This window comes from Stenotrophomonas sp. CFBP 13718, from assembly GCF_014842145.1.
In the GTDB taxonomy this organism is placed as follows: Bacteria; Pseudomonadota; Gammaproteobacteria; order Xanthomonadales; family Xanthomonadaceae; genus Stenotrophomonas.
Map to the genome: position 1 here is coordinate 134,486 of NZ_JACYVC010000001.1, position 15,792 is coordinate 150,277.

The 15,792-nt window shown below is 67.3% G+C and carries 12 protein-coding genes; 1 reads left to right on the plus strand and 11 read right to left on the minus strand.

Annotation, left to right across the window (positions count from 1 at the left end):
• Positions 1–76: 76 nt before the first annotated feature.
• Entirely contained in the window at positions 77–349 is a 273-nt protein-coding gene (locus tag IFT58_RS00600) for a hypothetical protein (protein WP_188324062.1), read from the minus strand.
• A 275-nt stretch (positions 350–624) separates the two neighbouring features.
• On the opposite strand from IFT58_RS00600, the gene IFT58_RS00605 reads away from it, so the two are divergent.
• Positions 625–2,829 (plus strand): TonB-dependent siderophore receptor, encoded by a 2,205-nt coding sequence (locus tag IFT58_RS00605; RefSeq protein ID WP_192093649.1) that lies wholly within the window; start codon positions 625–627, stop codon positions 2,827–2,829.
• A gap of 298 nt (positions 2,830–3,127) precedes the next feature.
• Here IFT58_RS00605 and fusA read toward each other — a convergent pair whose 3' ends face one another.
• The 10 genes from fusA to IFT58_RS00655 all read right to left on the minus strand — a co-directional run bounded on the left by fusA (position 3,128) and on the right by IFT58_RS00655 (position 15,786).
• The gene (gene fusA / locus IFT58_RS00610) at positions 3,128–5,155 is read right to left on the minus strand and encodes an elongation factor G (RefSeq protein ID WP_192093650.1); all 2,028 of its coding nucleotides are present in this window, start codon (positions 5,153–5,155) and stop codon (positions 3,128–3,130) included.
• Positions 5,156–5,557: 402 nt separating this feature from the next.
• Entirely contained in the window at positions 5,558–6,319 is a 762-nt protein-coding gene (locus IFT58_RS00615) for a heme ABC transporter ATP-binding protein (RefSeq protein ID WP_192093651.1), read from the minus strand.
• Positions 6,316–7,320: an iron ABC transporter permease gene (locus tag IFT58_RS00620; protein ID WP_192093905.1), complete on the minus strand. Its 1,005-nt coding sequence runs from the start codon at positions 7,318–7,320 to the stop codon at positions 6,316–6,318. Before IFT58_RS00620 ends, IFT58_RS00615 begins: the two co-directional genes overlap by 4 nt.
• Positions 7,321–7,373: 53 nt before the next feature.
• Entirely contained in the window at positions 7,374–8,447 is a 1,074-nt protein-coding gene (locus IFT58_RS00625) for an ABC transporter substrate-binding protein (protein WP_192093652.1), read from the minus strand.
• A gap of 54 nt (positions 8,448–8,501) precedes the next feature.
• Complete coding sequence (locus IFT58_RS00630; RefSeq protein ID WP_192093653.1) at positions 8,502–9,878, minus strand: ATP-binding protein; 1,377 nt, start codon at positions 9,876–9,878, stop codon at positions 8,502–8,504.
• A 121-nt stretch (positions 9,879–9,999) separates the two neighbouring features.
• Positions 10,000–10,995: an alpha/beta hydrolase-fold protein gene (locus IFT58_RS00635; protein ID WP_192093654.1), complete on the minus strand. Its 996-nt coding sequence runs from the start codon at positions 10,993–10,995 to the stop codon at positions 10,000–10,002.
• Between the two features lie 288 nt (positions 10,996–11,283).
• Complete coding sequence (gene crcB, locus IFT58_RS00640) at positions 11,284–11,685, minus strand: fluoride efflux transporter CrcB (protein ID WP_192093655.1); 402 nt, start codon at positions 11,683–11,685, stop codon at positions 11,284–11,286.
• The gene (locus IFT58_RS00645) at positions 11,685–12,980 is read right to left on the minus strand and encodes a replication-associated recombination protein A (RefSeq protein WP_249405008.1); all 1,296 of its coding nucleotides are present in this window, start codon (positions 12,978–12,980) and stop codon (positions 11,685–11,687) included. The genes crcB and IFT58_RS00645 overlap by 1 nt, the downstream gene beginning before the upstream one ends.
• 144 nt (positions 12,981–13,124) lie before the next feature.
• Positions 13,125–13,763, minus strand: a complete 639-nt coding sequence (lolA, locus tag IFT58_RS00650) for an outer membrane lipoprotein chaperone LolA (protein WP_192079384.1) — start codon at positions 13,761–13,763, stop codon at positions 13,125–13,127.
• Positions 13,764–13,842: 79 nt separating this feature from the next.
• Positions 13,843–15,786 (minus strand): DUF3857 domain-containing protein, encoded by a 1,944-nt coding sequence (locus tag IFT58_RS00655; RefSeq protein WP_192093656.1) that lies wholly within the window; start codon positions 15,784–15,786, stop codon positions 13,843–13,845.
• Positions 15,787–15,792 lie beyond the last annotated feature (6 nt).

A 15,792-nucleotide genomic window follows, 5' to 3' on the forward strand; every position in this document is an offset into this window, starting at 1 on the left:
GGCGCGCATGCGGGTGGAACTTCAATCCCGCATTATCAACAAGCCGTGTTGCAATCACCACCCCGTCACGAATGACTCACTTCAGTTGCAGCGGATAACGCTGCCACAGCACGTGCACGAGGAAGCCGGTGAGCTCGGCATCCTTGCCGCGGATGGACGAGCGGATCTTGTCCAGCAGCACCATGTCGCTGCACTTGCGCACGTCAGCATGATTGGCCTGGCCCGCCCGACGTGCACGGTAGCGCGCCGCGCGCTGCGCATCGCTCATCGCATACCCGAATTTCGGCGGCCTGCCCCGCTTGCGCGGCAGGGACAGTTCAAAGGTGCCGGGGTCTTTATCGTCGCGCATGCGGAGGGACAGATGAAACGGCCGCGCACTTTATCGTGAGGCATCACTTTAATCCAGCTTTTTCGTCACGAATCCGCTTGATTTCAGGCGTCTCGCCACTGTGTTCCAACCGCCTGCACACACGTGGCGCACCGCTAGCTGCTATTGATGCGAATGCTTCTTGATTGCATCATTGGCTCGGTGGCGTTACGCTGGCTGTCACCTTCATCAACCGCAGGGCCCCGCGCACCTGGATCTGCCTGATCCGTGCTGCGCCGGCCGGCACACGCACGCCCATGACCCAGACCGCACGCGCCCCGCTCTTCTCTCTTTCATGCCACCCGCTCGCCCTCGCCTGCGCGCTCGCCGCCTTCGCACCCGCTGTCCACGCGCAGCACGGCAGCGCTACCGAGCTGGATGCAGTCCGTGTCAACGCGTACCGCGCAGCGAACAGTGTCAGCAGTGCCACGAAAACCAGCACGTCGGTTGCCGAAACACCGCAGTCCGTGTCGGTGATCGAACGCGCCGAGCTGGACGCGCGCGGGGTGCAGTCGCTCAACGATGCCATGCGCTACGTGGCCGGCGTCAGCCTTGAGAGCTCGGGCATCGACAACCGCGTCGACGATTTCCGCATCCGTGGCTTCGATGCGGGTAGCTGGGCGAACAACGTGACCCTGGACGGGATGCGTGCACCGCAGGGCAGCCAGTGGAACCGCAGCATGTTCGACAGCTGGAACCTGGAGCGCGTGGAAGTGCTGAAGGGACCGTCTGCGGTGATGTACGGCCAGGTCGCACCCGGCGGCATGGTCAACCAGGTCAGCAAGACGCCGCAGCCGGACCAACGTCAGCAACTGCGACTGGGGCTGGATGCGCACGGTCAGTACAGTGCAGCGTTCGATGTGGGCACCGGCACCGACGATGATGCGCACCTGGTGCGCCTGGTCGGCCTGTATCGCGACGGCGACACGCAGATCAAGTACACCGAGCAGCAGCATTGGTTCCTGGCGCCGAGCTACACCTGGCAGATGGCCGAGCGCACGCGCATCACCCTGCTGGGCATGTACCAGAAGGACGACGGCGGATCGACCTATCAGTTCCTGCCGATGGATGGCACGCTGCGCGCCACGTCGCAGGGGCACATGAAGAACACGACCTTCATCGGCGAACCGGACTGGAACACCTTCAACCGCACCCTGTGGACGGCAGGCTGGATGTTCGAGCACGCCTTCAATGACCAGCTGACCTTCAGCCAGAGCGCGCGCCGCACGCACGTGGAGTCCCTTTATCGCGGCGTAGTAACCAACGGCGCACTCAACGCCGACGGCCGCACGCAGGCACGACGCGCGACCTACGGCACCGGCGATTCCGATGGGGACACCTTCGATACGCGCCTGCAGGCGCGCTTCACGACGGGCAACGTCGACCATGTCGCGCTGCTGGGCTGGGACTGGCAGCGTGCGGACTGGGAGGGCGTACGCGGCGCGATGAGCAGTCCGCGCCCGATCGACATCTTCAACCCGGTCTACACCGGCTACGTGCCGCAGGTCACTTCACTCAGTCCCACCGAGGGCAGCAATCGGCAGAGTGGTATCTACCTGCAGGACCAGCTTGCGCTGGGCAACTGGCGGTTGACGCTGGGAGGGCGCTACGACTGGACCAAGGACGACGCATCGAGCGCGACACGCAATCCGGTCACCGGCGCAACGGTCACGCAACCGCGCAGCGTGATCAAGAATGAGGCATTCACCGGCCGCGCGGGCCTGCTGTACGTGTTCGACAACGGTCTGACGCCGTATGTCAGCTATGCCGAATCGTTCCAGCCCTCCTCCACCAGCCCGCTGAACAACTTCGCCGGGACTGCATTCGATCCGGTGACGGGCAAACAGTGGGAGGCGGGCATCAAGTACCAGCCCGCTGCGATCGATGGCCTGGTCACGCTGTCTGCGTTCGACCTGCGCCAGCAGAACCTGCTCACCCAGGATCCGGACCCGAGCCACAACACCTGTGGCGCCACCGCCAATGCGCGCTGTTCGATCCAAGACGGTGAGGGGCGAGTGCGTGGCGTGGAGCTGGAGGGACGCGTGACACCCTTCGAAGGCTTCAGCCTGATCGGCGCCGCTACGTGGATGGATTCGGAGATGACCCGCTCCGACCAGTACCAAGGCAAACAGCTGATCATGGTGCCGGACTACACCGCCTCGTTCTGGGCGGACTACACGTTCCGTGGCGGCGCGCTGGATGGCCTCAGCCTTGCCGCAGGCACACGCTACAACGGGCGCAGCTACGGTGACAGCGCGAACCTGTACCGCATTCCCGGTTACACCCTGTTCGACGCGGCCATCCGCTACGACGTGGGCCGCATCGGCACCAGTGATCTGCAGCTGGCGTTGAACCTGAGCAACCTGGCGGATCGCCGCTACGTTTCTACCTGCACCACGGTGTCATCGTGTTATTACGGCAGCGGCCGCACGGTGATGGCGACCGCACGTCTGGGTTGGTAACAGCAGAAGCCGGTTGTTCGTTCCGGCCCCGCGATGTCGGACACAGGCCGCGCTGCGCGCTCGCCGACCATGGGTCGGCGCTACCGATGCAGCACCGCGCTGTAGCTACCCGGTAGCGCCGAGCCGTGCTCGGCGGCTTTTCGTTCCGGCGCCGCGATGCCGGACACAGGCCGCGCTGCGCGCTCGCCGACCATGGGTCGGCGCTACCTCTGCAGCACCCCGGCAAGGGCAAATGCGTGCCGCGTTACCCGCCGGGCACAAAGAAGGGGCGGCCGTGGCCGCCCCTCGTTTCCTTTCCTCATGCTGCAGGCGCGTAGCCATGCAGCTGCATCGTGCTGCTGGCACGCCCCTGACTGAGCGAGCGCAACGCGTTGCTGTAGCCCGCCAACCGGGCCAGTGGGGCCAATCCGCTGACCTGCGATCGACCGTCCTGCTCGTCGATCGCCTGCACCCGGCCGTGGCGCCGCTGCAGGTCACCGACCACGTCGCCGACCGTCGCGGCAGGTGCCAGCACCTCAAGCGCCATCACCGGCTCCAGCAGTTGCGTGCCGGCCTGCAACAGGGCGGACTTCACCGCCTCTGCGCCAGCACGATGGAACGCCTGCTCGGACGAGTCCTTTGCATGGGTCTGGCCGTCAAGCAAGACGACGTCCACCCCCACCACCGGGTGACCCTGTGGCCCGCTTTCCAGCGCCATGCGCACGCCCTGCTCCACTGCCCGGATGAAGCCGCGCGGTATCGCGCCGCCGACCACGCGGTCGATGAACACCACGGCATCGTCGTCGCGGGGACGCAGGTCCAGCACCACGTGGGCAAACTGGCCCTGCCCCCCACTCTGCTTGACCACGCGGCCCACCACGCCCAGCACCTCGGCGGCCGGCTTTTCCAGATAGGCCACCCGTGGCTGGCCCACCCGCACGTCCACCTTCCACTCGCTGCGCAGGCGTTCGATCATCACCTCCAGGTGCAACTCGCCCATGCCCCATACCCGCGTTTCACCGCTGTCCTGATCGGTTTCCACGCGGAACGACGGATCTTCCTGGGCCAAGCTGGCCAGCCCTTGGCTGATGCGCAGCAAGTCACTGGCCAGCACCGCTTCCAGCCGCCATGCCAGCACCGCCGGCTGTGTCTGGATGGCTTCCAGCACCAGCGGCCGCTCCACCGCCGACAACGTCTCGCCGCTGCTGGCGTCCTTCCAGCCCATCACCGCGACGATATCGCCGGCCTGCGCATGGTCGATGTCGTGCAGCTGGTCAGCCTGCACCCGCACCAGCCGCCCTACACGTCGCGAGCCGACGCGGGAGCTGGCGACGCGGTCGCCCACCCGAAGCGTGCCGGCGTACACGCGCACGAACGCCAGCGCGCCCTGCTGCGGATGCGTGACCTTGAACAGCAGCGCGGCCAGCGGCGCCTGCGCGTCGGGTAGCACGTCCACCACCAGATCGCCCTGGCGGGCAGTCACCGCCGGTCGGTCCAACGGTGAAGGCAGGTAATCCACTACCGCATCCAGCAGCGACTCGATGCCCTTGCCCTTGAACGCAGCACCGGCGAGCACCGGCACCCCAGCGCCGCGTACCGTGATCCGTCGCAGCGCCGCACGCAGCGCTGCATCGTCCACCGCTGCGCCCTCCAGCCACGCATCGGCCACGCCGTCATCGAGCTCCGCGACGGCCTCGACCAACGCATCGCGCGCTACCTGCCACGCCACGGCCTCCACGTCGGTCCAGGGTCGCCGCTGCAAGGTTCCTGCAGCGTCCCAGCGCAGCAGTTGGCGATCCACCAGATCAACCCAGCCAGCGAAGTCGCCTTCAGTGCCGACGGGGATGCCCAAGGGCAACGGACGTGCGTGCAGGCGCTCGGCGAGCTGCTGCACCACGCGATCAAAGGACGCGCCTACTCGGTCCATCTTGTTGACGAACGCGAGCAGCGGCACGCCATGCCGACGCGCCTGCCGCCATACGGTTTCAGACTGCGGCTGCACACCGTCGACGGCCGAGAACACGGCGACCGCGCCGTCGAGCACGCGCAATGAGCGCTCCACTTCGAGGGCGAAATCGATGTGTCCGGGGGTGTCGATCAAGGTCAGGCGATGTGCCGGCAGATCGCGCGGCGCCCAGTGCGCCTGCACGGCGGCCGCGCCGATGGTGATGCCGCGCTCGCGCTCGATCGCCGAAAAATCGGTGGTGGCCGCCCCGTCGTGGACTTCGCCGACGCGATGGATCTGCCCGGTTTTCCACAACAGGCGTTCTGTGAGCGTGGTCTTGCCCGCGTCGATGTGCGCGATGATGCCCAGGTTGCGGCGCAGCGAAAGGGTGTGGGTGTTCATGGTGGAGCTCCTGCTGATGCCAACCACAAGGGACCGCGTGTCCCGGTTGGCGGCAGGACACGCGGCTAGCGTTCGGTCTCGGCGATCTGGTGCATGGCACGTTCTCCTTCGTGGGTGCGGCGGTTGAAAACAAAAAAAGCGCCCGGTTGGGCGCTCTGCTGGGGGTCCAAGGGCGACCGGTATGCGGTCAGCGGCCTTGCAGTCCACCGGGCAGACGCCCCCGTTCCGCGCAGGCGCGGAGCAGCAGGTGAAACGTCAGCAGCGGAACAGCGTTCATTGGACGTGCCAGCGAATGAAATGTAAGGAAGGCGCTAGTGTGCGCTTGTTCGCGCTGGAAACAAGCGCTGATTGAATGCACCAGCAGAACACTGCAACGGATTACAGGGCATTCGATCGACCTGGCTACACCACCACGACCAGCGGCACCGGGCGCCGCGGGTGCTGCAGCACCAGCACGTCCTGCTGGTACACGCGGCGCAACGTGGATTCGGTCAGCACATCGGCAGGCGGCCCATCCGCCGCCACGCGCCCCTGCTCCAGCAGCACGATGCGATCGGCATAGCCTGCGGCCAGATTGAGGTCATGCAACACCACGATCACGCACGCCCCGGCATCGGCCAGGCCGCGGACGGTTCGCAGCGTGCGCTCCTGATGGCGAAGGTCGAGCGCGGCCGTCGGCTCATCGAGGAACAGCACCGGCGTGGCCTGAGCCAGCACGCGCGCGAACGTCGCGCGTGCGGACTCCCCGCCGGACAGCTGCTGCACCTCGCGCTGGCGGAGCGGCTGCAGTTCGGCTGCATCCAGGGCAGCCTCTACCTGGCGTGCATCGTGAGCAGGCTCGGGCGGATGCGGCAGGCGCCCCATCGCCACGACCTCTTCCACGCTGAAGGCAAAACGCACGGCATGCTCCTGTGGCATCACCGCACGCTCGCGCGCCAGCGCGCCGGCCTGTATCGCCTGCAGCGGCTTGCCATGCAGCAATACCTCGCCCGAATCGGCCTGCAGGTCGCCGCATGCCACGCCGAGCAGGGTGGACTTCCCTGCCCCGTTCGGCCCGACCAACGCCGTGACGGTGCCGGCCATGAACCCCAGGTCGACAGCCGCGAGGATGGCCCGCTGCTGGCGCACGACGCCCACGTTGCGAAGGGTCAACAGCACGCTCATACGCCTCCCTTGCTGCGCCGCTGCATCACCAGCCACAGGAAAAACGGCGCCCCCAATGCAGCGGAAAACAGGCCAAGTGGAATTTCAGATGGCGGATCCAGCGTACGCGCGATGGTGTCGGCCACCACGATCAGCAGCGCACCCAGCACGCCGGACAGCGGCAGCATCCAGCGGTGTCCCGGCCCCACCAGCAGCCGCGCCACGTGCGGAACGATCAGGCCGACGAAGCCGACCGAGCCGGCGAACGCGACGGCGGCACCGACCAGCAGCGCGCTGAATGCCACCAACCGGCGACGCGTCCGCGCCACATCCAGACCCAGATGCTGCGCCTGTCGCTCACCCAGCGCCAGCATGTCCAGCGGCGTGGCAAGCCGCAGCAGGCACACCACCCCGATGGCGAACAGCGGCACCACCGCTGCTACATCGGCCCAGTCCGCGCTGGCCAGCGAACCCAGCTGCCAGAACACCAGCGACTGCAGTTGCGCCTCGCTGGCGATATACGTGAAGAAGCCGATCAGCGCCGAGCAGAACGCTGCCATCGCGATACCGACCAACAGCAGGGTCGCATTGCCATCACCCCGGCCGGGCCGGGCAAGCAGGTACGTGATGCTGATCGCCACCGCGCCCCCCGTGAACGCAGCCAGTGGGATCACCCATCCGCCCACGGTGGCCGCGCCGAGCACGATGGCCGCGACCGCGCCCAGGGCCGCGCCCTGGCTGACACCGACGATCCCCGGATCGGCCAGCGGATTGCCGAACAAGCCCTGCAGGCTGGCACCGGCCATCGCCAGCGACGCCCCCACGATGGCACCCAGCAGCACGCGCGGAATCCGCAACTGCCACACCACGGCCACATCGCGCGCGCTTACCTGCGCGGCATCCACCAGACCCAGCTTCACCCCCAGCGCTTGCAGGACCTCCATCGGCGGCAGGCGCAACGGCCCGACAGCGAAGGACGCCAGCACCGCCGCCAGCAGGGCGATGAACACCACCACAAGCATCAGCTGGCCACGTCGGCGTCGCCGGTCCGGCGGCAGCTGGAACGACATCACGGTCATGCCGGGGGAAGCGCCGCCAGTGCCCGCGCCAGCGCCAGCGCGCCCGCCCCCGAGCCCACGCTGGTGTACTTCAACTGCAGGTCCGGCATCACCCACACGCGTCCAGCCTGCCCGGCCGGCGTCTGCTTGAGCGTGGGATAGGCCTTCCACAGACCGTCGGCACCGCCGAACAACTGCAGGTCATGCGCAGTGACCAGAATCACCTCCGGCGCAGACGCCAGGACACCTTCGTTACTCAGCGCGGAAAAATTGGCCACACCCGCTTCGGTCCCGATGTTCAGACCGCCCGCCAACGCGATGAGCGTGCCGGAGGCACTGTCTGCACCGGCCACGGTCGGATTGCCGCCAGCTCCCGTGGCCGATACGTGGATGACCCGGGGCCGACGCGTGCTGGCCGCGGCGATCGCGGCGGCTTCTTTCAGCTGTTCTTCCACCGCACGCGCCAGCACTGCACCGGCCTCGGCGCGCCCCACCGCGGCGGCCACCTTGCGCACCTTGTCAGGCGCCGGCTGCAGATCGTCGATGATCACCGCATCCTGTCCCACCGCACGCAGCTTGTCCGCCAGATCGCCATGACGGCGCAGGCTGTTGCCCAGGAACAGTGACCCGCCGAGGCTGAGCACGCCTTCCACGCCCGTAGTGCGATTGAACAGGAAGCGATGGGGCGCAGACCGGCCCGCATCGGTTGTCGCGTTGGTCGGTGCGGCGAAGATCTGCGCGCCCTGCCCCAATGCCTCGATCACCGCGATGATGTCATCGCCGCCCGCGATGATGCGGCTGGCATCGTCGACCTCCACCTCCACGCCATCGTCGGACCGGACCCGGGCCGGCAACGTCGCCTCGCCCGCCGCCACCGACGGCACGCGCTCGCCACCGATCCGTTGCCAGCCGGGCGGCAGCACGGCGGAAGGGTCCGCCTGCTTTTCCGGCGCGGCGGAAGGCGTTGCAGCAGCCTGTGCGGCGACGTCGGCCTTCGCCGGCTCGCCACTTCCGCTGCAGCCACTCACGGCGAGGGCGAGTACCATCGCCATGGCCAGCGTAGAAGCGGTTCGGGTGATCGGATGGTTCATGCAGGGGCTCCTGGAGGGGGCGACACATGGCCGCCCCGTCGATACGGGTGCAGGTTACGGTTGGCGCAGCGCGATACGGGTGATCCGGTCACCGTTCGGATCGTCGGCGCCCTTGGATTTGTTCACGGCGAAGACATTGCCCTTCCCGTCGGCACGCACGTGGTTGGGGAAGGTGCCGCCATCGAGATTGCCGACCACCTTTCCATCGACATCCACCACCGTCACCGTGCCCGCACCGCGATTGCTGACGTAGGCCAGCGCGGACACCGGATCGAAGGCGACGTTGAGGGCGCCGGCACCCGCGGCGACATCGTGCAGCACCTTGCCTGCCGCCACGTCGACGATCAGCAGGTTGTCACTGCCCTGCGAAGCGACGAACAGGCGCCCTGTCTTCGCATCGTAGGCCACGCCGGACGCACTGGCCGCATTGCCCAGTGCGATCACCTTGTCGACCTTGCCGCTGGCCACGTCGATCACCGCTGCTTCGGCGGTACCGATGCTGACGGTGAACAACTTGCCGGCTTGTTCGTCGAGCACCAGGCTCATCGGCACGAACTTGCCCTCGTCTTCGCCGGAGGCCAGCGTGATGGGGGGCAGCGGCGCGAGCGTTCTGGCATCGAAGACCGACAGATGGTCCTCGCCGGTTGCCGACGCGAAGACCTTGCCGTGCACACTATCGACCACAACATCGCGCGCGTGCGGCACCGCGCCGACATCGAGCTGGCGGACCAGCGACAGATCGGCCTGCCGATACACGGCGACCGTATCCTGCCGCGTGTTGGTCACCCACACGGTGCCGTTGGCATCATCCACGCCGACGCCGTACACCGCGTAGACACTGTCCCCTTTGCCGCCGGGCACCTTCGCCGGGGTGATGGTGTTGAGTACCTTCAGTGAAGCCGGATCCACCTTCAACAACTGCGACTGGGTCACCGGCGGGCGGCCCACGGCCGAGGTCACGAAGATCGCGTTGCTGGCCGCGCTGTACGCGCTCTGGTACAGGCCCTGCACCAACTTGTTGGACACCGAGCTGAAACGATCCTGCCCGCTCAGTGCCAGCTGCGGTGACACCCGCAGCGTGGCGACCGCCGCGGCCGCCGGACCCGTTGCGCGCGCGACCAGGGGGTGCTGGCCCGGCACGGCGTCGGCTGGAATGGGCAGCTCGGTCTTGAACTGGCCGTTGCCATCCACCGTCAACGGCACCGGGGTCAGCACCGTGTCGCCACGCAGCAGATCCACCCGCTGGCCTGGGACGAAATCGCTGCCGATGATCTCTGCCTTGCCACCCGCTACGGGGTTTTCACTGCGTGCGGTGAGCTTGCCCTTGAAGCCATTGGCCGGTGCATCGAACACGGGCTGTGCCGATACGGCGATGGCGAACAGGACGCCAGCGGCGAGGATGCTGGTGCGAAGCGGAGTACGGAGGGTCATGACAGGCTCCTTGCAGGGGTGCGCCGTCTGGGCGCAGGGTGTCATTGCCTGGGCGGTTCGCCTGCCATGCGCAGGATGCCTGGGTAGGGTGGCCGGCGACGGGGTCGCCGCAGGCCGGAAATCAGGGTCGTGCGGCATCCCCGCTGTGATCAGCGATGCCGTACAGCGCGGACAGTGCGGCCTTGAACGAGGCCGGCAACATCGGCCCGTGGCCCAGGCCCGGAAACTCGCGATAGCGCACTTCCAGACCCGGTTGCGTGGCAAGCCGACCGGCCAGTGCATGCGCGGCATCCGGCGGTGCGCCACCGATACGGCGCAGGTGCGCGACCACGCGCGGGTTGCCCATGTCGCGCACCCCGCGGTTGCCGGTGCGCTCATCCCCACCCAGCATCACCCACAGCTGGGCGGACTGACCGGCGCGGTTTTCGCTGAACTGCGTTTCCATGTCGCCCAGCGGTGCACCTTGGCTCCACCACAACGACGGACTGGCCGCGATGTACTGCTGGAACGCCGCGGGCCGGGTGTACAGGCTGCTGAGCACGAACAGCCCGCCCAGCGAATGTCCCCACAGGGCTTGCTGCTGCGCATCCACGTTGGCGCGCCGCGCGACCTCGGGTTTGATCTGGCGTTCGATGACTTCCTGGAACGCGAACGCGCCGCCACCGACGACCTGCGCCGTGCCGTTTTCATCGTCGGCGCGATCGATCCAGGCGGTGTAGTCGCGGGTGCGCTGCAGCGAATCGATGCGGCGCTCGTTGTCATAGCCGACCAGCACCAGAACCGGCGGCGCCTTGCTGGCGGCGAGCTCGGTCAGCAGCGGCGGGTCGAGCACCATCGCAACGGCATTGCCATCCAGGGCATAGAGCACCGGAGCGGGAGTCGCACTGGCCTTCAACGGGATCGCGAGATTGACACGCCAGTGGCGCTCCCCGTCCGGACTGTGGACCACGAAGCGTTCGAAGCGGTAGCTGGAGGAGGGAGCATCGAGCACGGTCCGGCCCATCATCTGATCGGGATTGCGCTGCTGCGCCTGCACGCACATTGCGGCAACGAGACCGGACAGGCAGCACGCGGTGAGCAGCGCAGCGCGTTTGAGGAAGGACGTGCGGTGGAACATGGGGACAAGGCTCGCAACAGGTGCACCGGCACCGGCCGGTGTCCGACAAGGCATCGAACGCCTCGTACGCCAGTCTATCAAATGCGAATGGTTCTCGCTTTCGCTTACGCAACGCCCGAGCACGTCTGACGGCCAGCGGCCGTAACTACCGGTGAAACGGCCTGCACCCGGTAGCGCCGAGCCACGCTCGGCGAGCGCGCAGCGCGGCGCCTTTGTTTCTCCGCCGAGCACGGCTCGGCGCTACCAGGGCGGCATGCTGACGGCCAGCGGCCGTCACTACCGGCGCCCTCACAGCGCCCGGGCGGACTCCGCCAGGCGTGCACCCAGCCACACCAGGAACATGCCGCCGACCACGCTGACGCCCAGGTACAGCGGCACCAACGCAGCCCGATCATTTCGCGCGAACACCAGGGTTTCCAGCATCAGCGACGAAAACGTGGTCAAGCCACCCAGCAGCCCGATCACCAGGAATGCGCGCAACAACACCACGTTGCCCCCACGCTGCTGCAGCCACACCAACAGGTAACCGGCAACGAACGCGCCGATGAAGTTCGCCGTCAATGTGCCCCACGGAAAGCCCTGCCCCACACTGCGCAGCAGGGCATCACCGATCAGGAACCGCAGCGCCGACCCCAGTGCGCCACCGGCCATCACCAGCCCCAGTTGCTGCCACCACAGGCCACTGCCCATCAGCTGTCGCCCTGCCCCACGTCCTGCTTGCCCGCCCGCGCCTGCTCGCGCTGCGCGCGCAGCCGGTCCAGCTTTTCCTTCAGCTTGATCTCCAGCCCGCGCGCGACCGGCTGGTAATAGACGCGCTCGCCCATCGCATCCGGGAAACCCGTCTGGTCCAGCGCGATGCCGCCCTCCACATCGTGGTCGTACTGGTACGTCGCGCCATAGCCCAGGTCCTTCATCAGCTTGGTCGGCGCATTGCGCAGGTGCAGGGGCACCTCCAGCGTGCCCGATGCACGCACGTCGGCGCGCACCTGGTTGAAGGCGGCATAGCCGGCGTTGGATTTGGCGGTGCTGGCCAGATACAGCACCAGCTGCGCAAAGGCGAGCTCGCCCTCCGGGCTGCCCAGACGCTCGTAGATATCCCACGCTTCCAGCGCCATCGACTGCGCACGCGGGTCGGCCAGGCCGATGTCTTCGATCGCCATGCGGGTCAGGCGACGCGCCAGATACGCAGGATCGCACCCGCCATCCAGCATCCGCGTCAGCCAATACAGCGCCGCGTCCGGATTGGATGAGCGCACCGATTTATGCAATGCCGAGATCTGGTCGTAGAACTGTTCGCCACCCTTGTCGAAGCGCCGGGTGCGGTCGGCCAGCACCTGCACGAGGGTCTGCGGGGTGATCCGGCCGCCCTCGTCCACGGCCAGTTCGGCAGCGATTTCCAACAAGGTAAGCGCACGCCGCACATCACCGTCAGCCGCCGTGGCGATCTGCAGCAGCAGCGCGTCATCTACTTGGATGCCCTCGGTGCCCAGGCCACGCTCGCTGTCGGCCAGCGCACGTTGCAGTGTCTCCACGATGTCCTGCGGCGACACGCCTTCCAGCACGTGTACGCGACACCGCGACAACAACGCCGAGTTCAGTTCGAACGACGGATTTTCCGTGGTCGCGCCCACGAACAGGATCGTGCCGCGCTCGATGTGCGGCAGGAAGGCGTCCTGCTGGGTCTTGTTGAAGCGATGCACTTCGTCGACGAACAGAACGGTGCGGCGCCCTTCGGCGAACCGCTGCGCCGCTTCGGCCAGTACCTGGCGCACCTCGGGCAGGCCGGACAGCACCGCCGAGATGGCACGGAACTCCGCGTCGGAATACTGCGCCAGCAACAAGGCCAAGGTGGTCTTGCCGCAGCCCGGCGGGCCCCACAGGATCATCGAGTGCACGCGTCCGGACTCGACCGCACGACGCAACGCGCTGTCCGGCGCCAGCAGGCGCTTCTGCCCGACCATTTCATCCAGCGTGCGTGGGCGCATCCGCTCGGCGAGCGGGCGCAGGTGATCCCGATCCACGCTCAGTAGATCAGGGCCGGGAAATGAAGAGGTACGTTGTCTGGCCACACGCCTATTGTAAGGCCACGACCCTGCACGCGCCGAGCAGGGCCCGGCGCGCGGGCGCCATCATTCGCCGATGACGTCGGTGCCAGCGGGCGGCGTAAAGGTGAACGTGCCGCGGGCGAACGTCGGGTTGCGCTTCCAACCGCTGAAGCTGATCTGCGTGCGTTGGCCGACGGCGTCGGTGATTTCCATCCGCGCCAGCCCCTGTGCGTTGAAGCCCAGGGCGGCGAACTGGAAGCTGGCCTCGGTCTCACGCTTCGGCGTCAACGACAGCCACTGCAGCCCATCGCGCGGCGCCGCTTCTTCGCTGACATCGTATTGCTGCTCCAGCAGGGCCGGATTGATCAGCGCGGTCAGCGGGCTGTTCTGTTCTTCCTTGCCCTGCGCGCGCACGGTGGCCTGCTCCAGATCGGGCTCATACATCCACACCTTGCTGCCATCGGCCACGATCTGCTGCACGTGCGGGCGCTGGTACTCCCAGCGGAACAGGCGCGGCGCGGACAATGCGACGCGGCCACTGGTGGTTTCCTTCACCTTGCCACGCGTGTCGAATACCTGCTGGCTGAACTGCCCATCCAGACCCTTCAGGCCGGTGGTGAAGGTTTTCAGCTCATCGCGCGCACCCGCCCAGGCACTGGTCGAGACCAGGCACGCAGCGGCAAGCACGGAGGTGGCAAGGGAGCGTCGGATCTTGGCGTGCATGTCGAGTTCCAGGAGAACGTGGAAGGATGGAGTGGAGTGTGCCCGGCATATGCTGAATGGGCGATCCATGATGTCGTGGTCAGCCCGCGGCCGGCACCCGACCGTAGACGATCTGCCCGCGGAAGCCGCGACGTACCTGCTGGAACAGTTCGCGGAACGCGGCGTAGTCTGCGGGCTGGCACAGCGCCTCGTCGCCACGGACGGCATGCTGCTGCAGCCGGTGGCGGGCCACCACCTGCTGGCCATCGCGCTGCCACTGCACCGAATAGCGTCCGGCGGCGTTGCTGAAGTCCTGCGCGGCAGGCAGTGCGATGAGGGGCACGCCGTCCGGCAGCCGCACGCGGTAGGTCTCTTCGCGCAGGCTGGCGTCGCACTGGAACGGCGTGGCGTTGTCCGGCGCCGACGTCGCGGTGTAGGCGTCACGGAAGGATTCGGCCCCCGGCGGGTCGGGCAAGGTCATGCCGCCGACCAGATTGAAATCCACGTAGTCGCTGGCGCTGAAATCGAAGACGTAGTTGAACCGCTGCTGCAGGTCCTGTGGGTCACCCTGCAACTGAAGACGGCCCTGCCCGTCGAAGCCAGAGGCAGCCATCATCGTAGCCTCAGCGCGCGCGCGGTTCTGTGCGTTCAAGCGCACGAACGAGGCACGCATGCCGATTTCCGCACTGTCGCCGGGTTGCAGCCGGGTCTGGCCACGCAGGTTCCCGGCTCGGTCGAACACGAAATCCGCCTCGAACGCCATGCCGTTGCGCACGTCGTCGTTGGCCGGCGTACGCGCAAGCGTGGCCGGGCGGGTCAACAGCACGGGCGCACCGAGGTCGCCATCGGGCAGCTGCCCGGAGCGGGCCCACGCACTGGTGGAATCGAGATAGAGATCGAGCGAGGGCACATAGGTGATGGCGTGATTGAAACGCCCCAAGGTAGGCACCGCCGGCAGGGTCGGGCCGCCGGACGCGCCGATCAGCACCGCCGTGCTGTCGATGCCCTTCGCGGCCAACAGCGCTTCCAGGATCACCACGTGGTCCTTGCAGTCACCGTAGTGATTGTCCAACACGCTCTGCGCACTGTTGGGCTCCAGCCCCCCGTTGCCGAGGTAGACGGCAACGTAGCGGATGTTCTGCGCCACCCAGCGGTACAGCGCATCCACCTGCACGCGGCGGTCATCGATGCCGGTCGTCAGCTCGTCGGCCAGCGCCTGCAGGGCCGGGGTCACCGTCGCTGCACTGCCCGCTTTCAGCTGGTAAGCCCGCGCCATCTGCGGCCAGTCCGCGTACGTGCTGGCCATGATGGTGGGACTGAACTCCCATGGCGATGCCGTCCAGTTCTGTGCCGGCAGTGAGTCGCTGCGCGCGTAGCTCCACTCCCAGCGCGCGAGCCCGGCGCGCACCGTCGGCCGGTCGCTGCCCCGCACCCCGTCGCTGCGCACCTTCATCGCCAGGCCGGCCGGAACGCTCAGGGTGACCCGCGCGTCGTCGTACTGGTTGAAGACGCTGAAGGTTTCCCACAGCCCGAAGTAACCGGGGAAATACGGCTTCTGCTGCGTGCGGCGGGTGGCGTAGACCACGCGTGAGCCGGGTGCCAGGTTGGGGAACACGATCACCCGCACCTTGCGGTCGGCGTACATCGCGGCCGACGCACTGGAGTAGCTTTCCTGGGTATAGATGCGGTCAGCCGGCACATCGCGCCGCTGCCCGTCCGCGGTCAAGGTGTAAGCCTCCAGCACCTCCAGGCTTTCCATCTTTTCGCTGTAGCTCAACCGCACCTGGCTGAACTGATCGACCGCGCTGCGCGTCTTCAGCAGGATGTCGTAGTGCTCGGTCTGCGTGTTGCTGGCGTCGGCGCTCACCACGTAATCGGCGCGGTAGCGGGCGAAGCTGAAATTGTTGCTGGCCTCGGCCGGCGCGGCACCCGGTACGTCAGCCGCAGGCGAAGCGGGCGCTGGCACGTCCGGCGCGTCTGCCGCGAAGGCGCAGCAGGCAGGCAGCAGCAAGGTTGCCAGCAGTCCGTTGCGGAGCAGTGCCATCGAAAG